The organism is Cohnella mopanensis (assembly GCF_022352055.1).
Taxonomy (GTDB): Bacteria; Bacillota; Bacilli; order Paenibacillales; family Paenibacillaceae; genus Cohnella; species Cohnella mopanensis.
Map to the genome: position 1 here is coordinate 86,624 of NZ_JAKRWM010000006.1, position 12,258 is coordinate 98,881.

General features: G+C 52.0%; 10 protein-coding genes. 1 reads left to right on the plus strand and 9 read right to left on the minus strand.

The window, feature by feature from the left end; all coding sequences use genetic code 11:
- Position 1 precedes the first annotated feature (1 nt).
- From L3D05_RS11025 to coxB, 3 genes are all read right to left on the minus strand, one after another.
- Entirely contained in the window at positions 2-622 is a 621-nt protein-coding gene (locus L3D05_RS11025; protein ID WP_239616112.1) for a cytochrome (ubi)quinol oxidase subunit III, read from the minus strand.
- Positions 619-2,424 carry a cytochrome c oxidase subunit I gene (gene ctaD, locus L3D05_RS11030; RefSeq protein ID WP_239616469.1) on the minus strand — a complete coding sequence of 602 codons (1,806 nt, stop codon included), beginning with the start codon at positions 2,422-2,424 and terminating at the stop codon, positions 619-621. The genes L3D05_RS11025 and ctaD overlap by 4 nt, the downstream gene beginning before the upstream one ends.
- Positions 2,425-2,502: 78 nt before the next feature.
- Complete coding sequence (gene coxB / locus L3D05_RS11035) at positions 2,503-3,531, minus strand: cytochrome c oxidase subunit II (protein WP_239616113.1); 1,029 nt, start codon at positions 3,529-3,531, stop codon at positions 2,503-2,505.
- Between the two features lie 425 nt (positions 3,532-3,956).
- On the opposite strand from coxB, the gene L3D05_RS11040 reads away from it, so the two are divergent.
- On the plus strand, positions 3,957-4,673 hold the full coding sequence (locus L3D05_RS11040; protein ID WP_239616114.1) for a YhcN/YlaJ family sporulation lipoprotein: 717 nt from the start codon (positions 3,957-3,959) through the stop codon (positions 4,671-4,673).
- A 30-nt stretch (positions 4,674-4,703) separates the two neighbouring features.
- On the opposite strand, the gene map is transcribed toward L3D05_RS11040, so the two are convergent.
- The 6 genes from map to L3D05_RS11070 all read right to left on the minus strand — a co-directional run bounded on the left by map (position 4,704) and on the right by L3D05_RS11070 (position 11,716).
- Positions 4,704-5,483, minus strand: coding sequence for a type I methionyl aminopeptidase (gene map, locus L3D05_RS11045; protein ID WP_239616115.1), 780 nt, complete (start codon positions 5,481-5,483; stop codon positions 4,704-4,706).
- 123 nt (positions 5,484-5,606) lie between these two features.
- Positions 5,607-5,795 (minus strand): hypothetical protein, encoded by a 189-nt coding sequence (locus L3D05_RS11050; RefSeq protein WP_169283004.1) that lies wholly within the window; start codon positions 5,793-5,795, stop codon positions 5,607-5,609.
- A 236-nt stretch (positions 5,796-6,031) separates the two neighbouring features.
- Positions 6,032-6,751: an FHA domain-containing protein gene (locus tag L3D05_RS11055; protein WP_239616116.1), complete on the minus strand. Its 720-nt coding sequence runs from the start codon at positions 6,749-6,751 to the stop codon at positions 6,032-6,034.
- 230 nt (positions 6,752-6,981) lie between these two features.
- A complete protein-coding gene (locus tag L3D05_RS11060) occupies positions 6,982-8,688 on the minus strand; it encodes a long-chain-fatty-acid--CoA ligase (RefSeq protein ID WP_239616117.1) in 1,707 nt (568 codons plus the stop codon).
- A 13-nt stretch (positions 8,689-8,701) separates the two neighbouring features.
- Positions 8,702-10,483 (minus strand): acyl-CoA dehydrogenase FadE, encoded by a 1,782-nt coding sequence (locus tag L3D05_RS11065; protein ID WP_239616118.1) that lies wholly within the window; start codon positions 10,481-10,483, stop codon positions 8,702-8,704.
- A gap of 48 nt (positions 10,484-10,531) precedes the next feature.
- Positions 10,532-11,716, minus strand: a complete 1,185-nt coding sequence (locus tag L3D05_RS11070) for a thiolase family protein (protein ID WP_239616119.1) — start codon at positions 11,714-11,716, stop codon at positions 10,532-10,534.
- Between the last annotated feature and the right edge of the window lie 542 nt (positions 11,717-12,258).

Genomic DNA, 12,258 nt, shown 5'->3' on the forward strand with positions numbered 1-12,258 from the left:
ATTAGCCCACCTTTCCCATCAAGTAAACAACGGTGAAGATGAATACCCAGACAACGTCGATGAAATGCCAGTAAATAGCAGAAATATATACTTTCGGCGCCGTTACGACAGTTAAACCTTTTTTCAAAACTTGACCGATGACGAGTGAAATCCATACTACCCCGAAGGCAACGTGCGCGCCGTGGAACCCGACTAACGTATAGAACGAGGAGCTGAATGCGCTTGTCGTAAATTTATGACCTTCATGGACATACTCGAAGAATTCATAAATCTCTAGGCCTAGGAAGCTGAGTCCAAGCAAGATCGTAACGATCAACCATCCGACCATTGCCTTTTTCTTATGAAGATGTAAGGCTTGAACCGCGAATACGCTCGTCAAGCTTGAAGTCAACAAGATCATTGTTGCCGCGAATACCATCGGAAGCTTAAACAACTCGTTGGCTGATGGGCCGTCCCCGATGTTATGGCGTAGAGCTAAGAAAGCAGCGAACAAAGTTCCGAACAATACGGTTTCCGCGCCGAGGAACAACCAGAAACCCAAAATATTATTACGTGCCTGCAATGTCGCTTTTTCGGGCTCATGCGGCAATTGTCCATCTACTGCGTGATCATGTGCGCTCATGCTTTCACTCCTTTCTCCTGATCTTCCGGTTCGATATGGTAACCGTGATCGTCGACCAGGGAACGGATGACCATGCATCCTAACGTGATCACTAATCCAGCGCCAGCAACGATAAGACGATCATACATAAACCCGAAACCTGCGATAAATAAACCAAGGCTCATAATAAGCGGCAAGATAGATGGAGAAGGCATATGAATCGAACCGATCGGTTCTGCCGGCGTCATTGCCGTATTCCCTTCCATCTTTTCCTTCCACCAAGCATCGTAACCCCGAACGAGCGGGACTTGTTGGAAGTTGTACTCTGGAGGCGGCGATGGAATCGTCCACTCCAACGAACGGCCATCTTCCCAAGCATCGGCAGCCGCATTGCGCGGCTTAGCCCATGTAATGAAGATGTTGAGCAAGAACGCGATTGTTCCGACGCCCATCAAGAACGCGCCGATCGTACTAATGAAGTTCATATTGTCGAAGCCTTGGCCCTCGAGGTAAGTGTAAACACGGCGAGGCATACCGAGCAATCCCAAGAAATGTTGCACGAAGAACGTCATGTGGAAACCGATAAAGAAAGTCCAGAACGTAATTTTACCGATTGTTTCGTTCAACATACGTCCGAACATTTTCGGCCACCAATAATGCAATCCCGCAAATATACCGAAGATCAAACCGCCGACGATAACGTAATGGAAATGCGCGACTACGAAATACGTATCATGGTATTGGTAATCCGCAGGGGCCGATGCCAACATAACACCGGTAACTCCACCCATAACGAACGTCGGAATAAATCCGATTCCGAACAAGTTTGCTGTCGTGAACCGAATCGATCCACCCCATAGCGTAAATAACCAGTTAAAGATTTTTACCCCAGTAGGGACTGCGATCAGCATCGTCGCGATGGAGAACAACCCGTTCGCTACCGGACCAAGTCCTGTCGTGAACATGTGGTGAGCCCAAACCATGAACCCGAGGAACGCGATTAACACCGTCGCGAATACCATGGAGCTGTATCCGAACAAACGTTTACGCGAGAACGTACTAACTACCTCGGAAATAATACCGAAAGCAGGCAAGATCAGAATGTATACCTCAGGATGTCCGAACACCCAGAAGATATGCTCCCACAATACCCCGCTGCCTCCATTAGCGACTTCGAAGAAGTTCGCGTGGAACAGCCTGTCGAACATGATAGCTACCAGACCAACCGTCAGCGCCGGAAAGGCGAACACGATCAGTGCGGAAGTGATGAAGATTGTCCATGTGAACATCGGCAGTCTCATGAAAGTCAGTCCAGGCGCACGCATATTAATGATCGTCGCCATGAAGTTAATACCGCCAAGCAAAGTACCGATACCGGCTATCTGCAGACCTATGACGTAATAATCTACGCCGTGTCCCGAGTTAAACGTCGGACCGGCGAGCGGTACATAGGACGTCCATCCGGCATCCGGAACCGTTCCTGCAAACCAGCTAAGGTTCAAGAGCAATCCTCCGAAGAAGAACGTCCAGAAGCCTAGGGAGTTCAAGAAAGGGAACGCTACGTCGCGCGCACCGATCTGAAGCGGAATAACCGCGTTCATGAGCGCGAACAACAGCGGCATCGCTGCCAAGAAGATCATGGTCGTACCGTGCATGGTGATTAATTCGTTAAATGTGTCTCCGGCAACGACATCATTCATCGGCTTCATCAACTGAACCCGAATGATAATCGCTTCCAAACCGCCAATCAGGAAGAAGAATAACCCTGCAATCATATACAGAATACCGATCTTCTTATGGTCGACGGTCGTTAGCCAATCCATCAAGCCTCTATACCGCTTGACTGTGTGTCCATGTGCATGTGCTGACAAGGCCACGTACCCCCTTAATTTCCCGCGTGATTAATAGTCGAGCTTGTATTCAGCCAAATACTTGGCAATGCTTGATACTTCTTCAGCTGTCAAGCTGTTATCTTCCGCACTCGGCATCATCGCGCCGATCTTATATTTCTGAGGTTCCGTAATCCAATCATGGAGGTTTTGCTCCACTCCGGCCTCGTCATTATAAAGAATACCGCCGACCGTTTGACGAGATCCAACGCCCGTCAAGTTAGGTGCGCTATTACCGCCATTCTCTCCGACAGCGTGGCAGCTCAAGCATTGGGAAGTAAATTTCTCCGCGATCTCAGCATCCGCTGGCATTACCGCCGGAGCTTTCATGGCTGCAACCCAACGATCGAACGAGGAAGGGCTTACCGCTTTGGCTTTGAAATCCATCAAGGCATGGGCAGGGCCGCACAATTCCGCGCACTTCCCGCGGAACACGCCTTCTTTAGGGAACTCCAGGTACATTCTGTTCGTTACACCCGGGTTCGTATCCATTTTACCTCCGATAGCCGGAATCCAGAAAGAATGCTTAACGTCCGCTGCAACGAGCTCGAACGAAATTTTCTTATCCGTCGGTACGATCAGTTCCTGAGCCGTCGTAATTCCGTAATCGGTGTATTCGAATTCCCACCAATATTGATGCGCAGTTACTTTTACTTGTACGGCATTTTTGTCTTTGCTGTAATCCTTAGCTAATCCGAACACGTCTCTGATGGTCGGAAATCCAAGAATCAAGAGCAGGACAAGAGGAATGACCGTCCAGATGATCTCAAGCGTGTGATTCCCTTCGACTTGCTTAGGAATAGTCTTATCGCCTTGGCGGCGACGGAAACGAATCAACACATAAATACAGATGATGAACACGACAACAACGACCAAAGCCATGATGCCAATGGACAGTTTCATCAAATCTAATTGTTTCTCAGCTACTGGTCCTTGCGGATTCAGAGTTGAGAGGTCTTCTCTTCCACATGCCGACAACAACAGTACTAAACCTGTCAACAGCGGAAGCAGCCTCTTCATTACAGGCCACCGATTCATCATATCAACCCCATTTTGACGTTATCATAGAAAATCGATTCCCCGGAAGGCAATCGAATTCTATATGTACACGGATGTTGGACCAAGCCAGGAGTAAGATCCTATCTGTAATCAGCAACAAACGCTCTTCAAGCACTCTAATAAATATAAGGATTGATCAGCCATCTTGTCAATGTTCACCGAACAGTTCACAAATTGTTCTCAAAACTGTCAAAAACGCCGCCGTTCTAAGGATTTCTTGCTCAAAAGCACATCTCGTTCAATGCCTGCCCCTACTCTCCACCCTGCTCCCTCGACAACGGACGTCATTTTACGCCTCTCCCTTCTTTTTGCCAATATGCCCGAGTTTTATGTGCGAACTTGCGCGCATACTTTTTATTCGGCGGTAAAACCTAATCCTATATTGAATCTATAGGAGGGGAAGTCACATGTTAGCCAGACGTTCTTGCTTATTGCTGGGCATGATCTTATTGCTTGGACAGTTGACCGCTTGCAATTACAAATCTTATTTTCAGAAAAGCACGAACGATTACGCCAGCAGGAGCGCGAACGATCCGAAAATGATGCATGTCCGTTCCTACGGCTCTCACACCGCGAATCCGAAACAGCACGACAATCGTTACTTCGAATATAGCTCGGCTCTCTCCAACAAAGTCGCTTCTCTCCCCGGCATTAATACCGCTCTTGTATTCATAACGGACAAGAATGCCTATGTCGGCATTATGACGGACTGGTCGGCAACCGGAACGGAAGCTAGGGGTGGCCCAAGATCGCATGAACAAGACAATAGCGGTACGACCGAAGGGGTCTACAACGTCAGCACCGGCAGCTCGAAATGGGACAATCGGCAGGTAGCCACTCCATACAACTCTTATTTCACGCATAAAGATTACGGGAGTTTATCTTCCGAACTGCGACAAGTCATTGGAGACACGATCCGAAAAGAAGTTCCTCGCGTTCAGGAGGTTCACATCTCCGCCAATCGCGAATTCGTTAATCAATCGCTGGAATTCGCTAAAGCCTCATGGCTAAAGAAACCGCTCGCTCCATTGACCAAGGACTTTAATACGCTCGTCAAGTACACCTTCAATAACGGGAATCAAGTTCCTGTTCCCCTGTATGTCAAACAAAAGCCGAGCCAATAGCCTCGAAAGCATCGGCCACGGCTCGGATCATTATGGGGTAAGAACGACGGCTCCCTCGGAAGTAATCGCGACCGTATGCTCGAATTGGGCGGCTATGCCGCCCTCTACGGTTACGACAGACCAACCGTCTTCGGTAATATAGACTTCAGGCGACCCGATCGTTAAGATCGGTTCAATCGTAATGACCATACCTTGTTTAAGCCTAGTTCCTGTTCTGGCCGCTCCAACGAAAGGAACCTCGGGCGGTTCATGCATGGACCTGCCGATTCCGTGCCCGCCGAATTGGCTCACCACTCCATAAGATCCTTTATCCGAGATTCGTCCGACTGCAGCGGCGATATCGCCAATCGTACGTCCAGCCCGAGCTTGAAGGATTCCGCTCATCATCGCAAGGTACGCGGAGTTACGCAATTCCCTCGCTTCATTAGTAATTCGGCCAACAGGGAAGGTCCATGCCGTATCCGCCAGCCAACCATCAAGCTCAACGACAAAATCAACGGTCACAAGATCGCCGTTCTGGAGCACTCTTCCGCTTGGCATGCCATGGCATACGCATTCGTTGACCGCTGTACAGATAGCATAAGGGTAGCCGTAATACCCTTTTTGAGCCGCGCTTGCTCCACGTTCAATCAAGTAATTGTCCGCGAATCGGTCTAGCTCCATCGTCGCGATGCCAGGCTTTATCCGTTTGCCCAATTCTCTTCGAAGCTGGCCTGCCAGCCTTCCCGCCGCAGCCATTCGACGTATCTCATCCTCGGTCCGTATCGGAATTCGGCTCGCTCTAGTTCTGCCGTTGTCATTGCTTTCCACACCTACACCTCCCGTATGCTCTATATCTATTCCGGTCGGTACGGAATCTTTACGGGCGGACATGCAAAAAAACCGACCAGGAAGAGGCTAGCGCCTACGCCGGGTCGGTTATTTCCTGCATCGTCACGAAGCAGGGGTATTTAATTTAGTCAGCTCGCGTTCTACGAGCATGGTTAACTCTTCTTCATATCCACCGGTAATTCTGTATTTACGGATGTAATCTTTAACGAACTTGCGCGGATCCTTGGGGCGGAAAATTCTAGTCAGTTCTCGCAAACTTTCTTGAACTTCATTGTGGCTGCGTTTGGCCATGCAATTCCCTCCCAGTGGAATGGATTCCGGCCCGGCGCAATTCCCGGAACGGAGGCGGTATTTCGCCACTCGGAGAACCGAATTAAGGTTCGTCCTTAAAGCTTCGATGTTCCACCGCTAGTTACCATAAAGGAAAACGTTCCTGCATTTTCTCATTATACCATTTTTCGGCTGGAGGATAAAGTAAAAAACGATAGGCACATGTTACTCAAGCCGTTAGCCCTGCATTTCGACTCTTAATCGCTCCGCACTTCGAACAAATGATCCTTGCCCGACAAGGAAAAACGTTCTCCTGTCCGCAGCTCGTAACGCACACCGGGCTTCAGCTTCTCGCCGTTATTGAGGAAGGTTCCGTTAGAAGATCCGCTGTCTTCAAGTTCGAACGTACGGCTTTCTTCATTATATCGCAATGTACAATGAACGCGGCTGATTTCTCCTGCATCATATGGAAATAATACCGAGCATTGCGTGGGATCGCGTCCCAAAGTTAATCGACGATTCAGAATGCGGTACCTTCCACCGGCATGCTCTCCTTCAAGGCCGCATAGCCGTGGTTCCCATTCCTCCGCGAGCTCCGCTTGTTCCGGGTAACTTAAAACTTTCGTAATCGGAATCGTGTAATCCGTTAGAGGGCTGTCTTCCGCTTCCGAGTTCGGCAACGTTTCCTCTTCATTCCAATCGTCGAACGATTGTTCTTCGAAGGTTTCGAAGGGCTCCTGGTCAGAGTCATCCCCTGTATTAGACGAATATTTATAAGATTCCTTGCCCCTCGCCGTCATCTGGAGAAAGGCAATGACCGCTCCTACGGCTACTGCGATCCCCAATCCGAGAGCGGCGAGCAGAGGAAGCGTGCCTGCTTTGACCGTCGCCGCCGTTGCCCCAACTTGGGCAGCGTAAACGCGATAAGGCTGAGCACTTCCAAGCAGCACCGCGGAGCATGCGATAACTTTAATCATCGCAGGGAAAATCCCCCTCTTGAACCTGATGCGGTTCCCCCTTTCTATATAATCTTGTACCCGCTCTGTCAACACCTTCACCTCCATCATTTACCGCATGCGACAACTTATTTTGTAAACGCTTTCCTTATTGATTAGAAAGGAAAGGTGATTTTTCGCGCATACGTACATTATAGCGAAAAAGAAGTTTCCCTTCAATTCGTCCCATCCATATTTTAGTATAATTTAAACTAACTTTCCTTGCTGTCCTCCGATTCTTCCTTTAACTTGCGCCGCAGAACTTTGCCGATGAGGGACAGGGGCAAAGTTTCCCTAAACTCGTATTGTTTGGGTACCTTGTAGGGCGCCAAGCGGTCCCGGCACCAACGATTCAACTGCATCTCCGATACTTGCCAGCCTTGCTTCAGCACGATATAGGCTTTCACCGTCTCCCCCCGATATGGATCGGGCACGCCGAGCACCGAGGCTTCCTTTACCGCGGGATGCTCGAACAGGATTTCCTCTACCTCTCTCGGATATACGTTATATCCTCCCGCGAGAATAATGTCTTTTTTCCGATCGATAATGGTGAAGAATCCGTCCTCATCCATCTTCCCGAGATCGCCTGTTCGCAACCATCCCTCTTGCAACGCCGCCGCGGTCTCTTCGGGACGATTCCAATATCCGGACATGATCTGCGGCCCTTTAACGGCAAGTTCGCCGATCTCTCCAAGAGGCAATGGATCCAAGCTTTCTTCTCCAACGATTCTGACATCCGTGTCCGGGAGAGGCACTCCGATCGTACCGGCTTTACGGAACCCCCAGACCGGATTGCAATGCGTCACTGGAGAAGATTCGGTTAGCCCATATCCTTCGATCAGCCTGCCTCCCGATTTCTGCTCGAACTTCTCCTGCACGTCGCGAGGAAGAGGAGCCGCGCCGCTAAAGCACACCCTCACGGATCCAAGATCATTGTCCAACGCTTCAGGATGGTTAAGCAACGCGATATACATCGTAGGAGCCCCTGGGAAAATCGTAGGCCGCCGTCGGCGTATCGTCTTCAATACCATCCGGGGATCGAAACGAGGGACGAGCACGATCGATCCCGCCTGATAAATGGCTTGATTCAACAAGACGGTCAAGCCAAATACGTGAAATAAGGGAAGCGCCGCCAAATATTTCTCCTTGCCTTGCTCCAAGCGATAGCACCAAACCGCCACTTGTACCGTATTGGCGAGGAGATTCGCATGCGTGAGCATGACTCCCTTGGGCTGTCCGGTCGTTCCTCCGGTATATTGGATCATCGCCAATTCCGTGTCCGCGTCTACTTCTTCGCAGATCGGGGTTTCTTTGCCTTTCTTCAATACAGAAGACCAGCGCAAATTTCCCTCCGACGTTTTATAGCTTACTTTAAGGTTCGGATATTCTTTGCGTCGCTGGACGGGGTACAACACGTTCTTCGGAAAAGGAAGGCCATCGGACAAAGAGGTGACAATCACCCGCTTAATACTCGTATTCTCTTTCGCCTTGTCGACCCGGGGCATGAGCAGATCCAACGTGATCAGCGTCGTTGCTCCGCAATCCGCAAGCTGGAAGTGCAGCTCCCGCTCGGTATAGATCGGATTCGTCTGGACGATGACGGCTCCGGCCATCAACCCTCCGTAATAAGCAATGACGGCCTGCGGACAATTGGGCAGCATGATCGCCACCCGTTCCCCCTTGACGACGTTAAGCGCTTTGAGCCCGTTCGCCATCTTGCGGCATTGACGCAATAACTCTTTGTACGAATAACTTCTGCCGAGAAAATCGAGCGCTTCATGATTCGGGAAGTCGCGCGCGGAATCGAGCAATATTTGGGCGATGTTGGCTTTAGGATACTCGTAAGTCGGAGACACTTGGATGGGATAATGCTGGAGCCATGGACGCTCGTTCCCCTGCAGATCGGTAACCTCACTCACGGTGCTCACCTCCTCACAGTCCGACGTAGCTTTCCGCAGAGATGACGCGGGCTGAAATCCGTTTCCGCAGGGCGAATAGGTCCACAGGCTCGAATCTAAGCAGCCGTTTCAATACGGAAAGTTGCAGCTTCAGGCTCTCTCCTTTCTCTAGCGCCGCCAGTATCGTTCGCGCTCGCTGTCCGGCTTTCTCTACGGCTTCCTCCGCGAACAGCGTCGTCATATCGATCAAGTTGTTCGGACTATCCGCTTGGCTTCGTTCGCTTTGTTTGCGAGCCCGCAGGACTGCGCTTTCCAGCGCGTACATCTCGATCATGGCATCTGCCAACGCCGCTACGATCTCTTGCTCGCGTTCAAGCCTAAGACCATGCTTCTGAACGGCGAGTCCTCCCGTCATGAGGAATACCTTCTTCAGCGAGGAAAGGATGGCGATTTGCCTTGCTAATGGGGTAGAAGCCGACGCCGAGAGCGAAGACGGATTTAGCAGTTCTCGTTGCAGCGCTTGGGCTCTCTCGATCAAAGGCAGCTCCCCTTTGAGTGCCCGCTTGAGCAAAGTGGCGGGAATGAGCAAGCGATTGATTTCGTTCGTCCCTTCGAATATCCGATTAATGCGAGAGTCGCGATACAGCCTTTCGATTTTGTACTCTTGGATGTAGCCGCAGCCCCCATGAATTTGAACGCCCTCATCGACGACGGCGTCCATCGCTTCCGAGGCGAACACCTTATTGATGGAGCATTCCAGCGCATATTCCGCGATGGCTTTCGCCGCTTGGATGCCTCCGTCCGCTCCTTCCGATTGAACTTGGCTAAGCGATTCGTCGATCAAGCCTGCGGTTCGGTACACCATGCTCTCCGTCACGTACGCAAGCGTATTCATATCGGCTAACTTAGCCGCGATCAGCGGGAACGAGGATATGCTCTTCCCGAATTGCTTCCGCTGGTTCGAGTAGGAGGAAGCCAGTTGAATAGCCTCCTTCATCCCTCCCAAGCAGCCGGCAGCTAGCTTAAACCTGCCGATATTCAATATATTAAAGGCGATCAGGTGACCCTTCCCTACCTCCCCGAGCAGCTGATCGACCGGAACTCGCGCATCTTCGAAAAACAGCGGCCGAGTAGAGGAGCCCTTAATGCCCATCTTGCGTTCTTCCGGCCCGATGGTGAAGCCTGGCGTATCGCGTTCCACGATAAAAGCGCTGAAGTGCGCGCCGTCTACCTTCGCGTAGACGATGAACAAATCCGCGAAGCCAGCGTTCGTAATATAAAGCTTCGAACCGTTAAGAAGATAATGCTGGCCGTCCTCCGCGAGGGTAGCCGTCGTTCGGGCGCCAAGCGCATCCGATCCGGAGCCCGGCTCCGTCAAACAATAGGCCGCGAGCAACTCCCCTGTCGCCAGCCTCGGAAGCCAGCGTTTTTTGTGCTCCGGCGTGCCGAAAAAAACGAGCGGCAACGTACCGATTCCGGTATGCGCGCCGACAGATAAAGCAAACGAAGAAGCCGGCGATAAGGTTTCTGCGAGTAGGGTCGTACTTGATTTGTCCAGCCCCAATCCGCCATACGCTTCCGGTACGTCCGCGCCGAGCAGCCCGATCTCCCCCGCCTTGCGCATAAGTTGTACCGTTAATTCATAATCCAGCTTCTCGATCTCCGCATCTCGGGGCTTAATATCCCTTTCGACGAAAGCTCGCACCGTCTCGGCTAACAGCTTCTGTTCTTCCGTGAAATCCTCGGGCGTCACGACTTGCCCCGGCTGCGCGTCATCGACAACGAATCGGCCGCCGCCCCATACCGCGTTAGACATCGTGCGCCACCTCCTTTATTGGAGTTTATTCAAGCTTCGATTTCCGGTTCACACGACCTCGAACACTCCTGCCGCTCCCATCCCCCCGCCCACGCACATCGTAACGACGCCGTATCCCCCGCCTAACCGTTGCAACTCGTGCAGCAGGGTCACGGTCAATTTGGCTCCCGTGCAGCCTAGGGGATGCCCCAGCGCGATTCCGCCTCCGTTGACATTGACGAGCTCCGGATCGATTTCTAGCCGGTCGATGACCGGCAGGCATTGCGCCGCGAAAGCTTCGTTAATTTCCCACAGGGAAATTTGCTCCGCCGTGAGTTTCGCCTGCTTCAACACTTTGGGTACGGCTTCAACCGGTCCAAGCCCCATGATCTCCGGTTGAATTCCTGCTGCCGCGAAGGCGCGGAAAACGGCAAGCGGCTGAATGCCCAGGCTTGCGGCTTTCTCTCGGCTCATCATAACGACGGCTGCCGCTCCATCGCTGAAGGGAGAGGAATTCCCGGCCGTTACGGTTCCGTTCAGAGCGAAAGACGGTTTAAGACCCGCCAGCTTCTCTACGCTCGTATCCGGACGCACGCATTCATCGTTCGCTACGGTGAGATGTTTCGTTTGTATTTGCCCATCGGAATCGGAGGTAGATACCGTTGTGAGAATCGGCAAAATTTCTTCTTGAAATCTGCCCGATGCCGCAGCTAGAGCGGCTTTGCGATGGCTCTCCGCCGCAAATCGATCCTGCATTTGTCTCGTCACTCCGCAACGCTTGGCGACAAGCTCCGCCGTATGCCCCATGCCCATATACGCGGAAGGCATCGCATCGTAGAGGCCCGGATGCGGAGAAAGCTTGAATCCGGTCATCGGGATTCGACTCATGCTCTCCACCCCGCCGGCGACGATCGTATCCGCGACGCCGCCCTGAATAGCCGCCGCCGCTTGGGCGATCGCCTGCAAGCCCGACGCGCAAAACCGGTTCACGGTAACCGCGGGAACATGAACGGGAAACCCCGCATGCAACGTAATCAATCTGGCCACGTTAAGCCCTTGCTCTCCCTCGGGCATCGCGCATCCGAAAATGACATCGTCGATGTCGGAGGGCTGCAAACCGGGAGCGCGCCGGACCGCTTCCCGCAACACCGCCGCTCCCAGATCTTCCGGCCGCGTCTGCGCGAAGCCGCCTTTCTTCCCTCGGCCAACCGCCGAGCGTACTGCCGAGACGATGACGGCTTCTCTGCCAGTCATAGCTCTCCCTCCTTGAAGTTTCGAGATGTTCGCTCGCTATAGTCGGTTTTTGCGACTATGGGAGCGGGGGTTTGGGTTTCTCGCTCGCTATAGTCGGTTTTTGCGACTATGGGAGCGTGGGTTTGGGTTTCTCGCTCGCTATAGTCGGTTTTTGCAACTATGAGAGCGTGGGTTTGGGTTTCTCGCTCGCTATAGTCGGTTTTTGCGACTATGAGAGTGTGGGTTTGGGTTTCTCGCTCGCTATAGTCGGTTTTTGCGACTATGGGAGCGTGGATTTGGGTTTCTGGCTCGCTATAGTCGGTTTTTGCGACTATGGGAGCGTGGGTTTGGATTTCTCGCTCGCTATAGTCGGTTTTTGCGACTATGGGAGCGTGGGCTTGGGTTTCTCGCTCGCTATAGTCGGTTTTTGCGACAATGGGAGCGTGGGTTTGGGTTTCTCGCTCGCTATAGTCGGTTTTTGCGACAATGGGAGCGTGGGTTTGGGTTTCTCGCTCGCTATAGTCGGTTTTTGCGACTATGGGAGCGTGGGTTTGGGTTTCTCG

Excerpts from the sequence above, each read along its gene's own strand:
- ctaD (WP_239616469.1), bottom strand. The coding sequence starts at position 2,424 with ATGGATTGGCTAACGACCGTCGACCATAAGAAGATCGGTATTCTGTAT.
- L3D05_RS11065 (WP_239616118.1), bottom strand. The coding sequence starts at position 10,483 with ATGTCTAACGCGGTATGGGGCGGCGGCCGATTCGTTGTCGATGACGCG.
- L3D05_RS11025 (WP_239616112.1), bottom strand. The coding sequence starts at position 622 with ATGAGCGCACATGATCACGCAGTAGATGGACAATTGCCGCATGAGCCC.
- L3D05_RS11070 (WP_239616119.1), bottom strand. The coding sequence starts at position 11,716 with ATGACTGGCAGAGAAGCCGTCATCGTCTCGGCAGTACGCTCGGCGGTT.
- L3D05_RS11050 (WP_169283004.1), bottom strand. The coding sequence starts at position 5,795 with ATGGCCAAACGCAGCCACAATGAAGTTCAAGAAAGTTTGCGAGAACTG.
- L3D05_RS11040 (WP_239616114.1), top strand. The coding sequence starts at position 3,957 with ATGTTAGCCAGACGTTCTTGCTTATTGCTGGGCATGATCTTATTGCTT.
- coxB (WP_239616113.1), bottom strand. The coding sequence starts at position 3,531 with ATGATGAATCGGTGGCCTGTAATGAAGAGGCTGCTTCCGCTGTTGACA.
- L3D05_RS11055 (WP_239616116.1), bottom strand. The coding sequence starts at position 6,751 with ATGATTAAAGTTATCGCATGCTCCGCGGTGCTGCTTGGAAGTGCTCAG.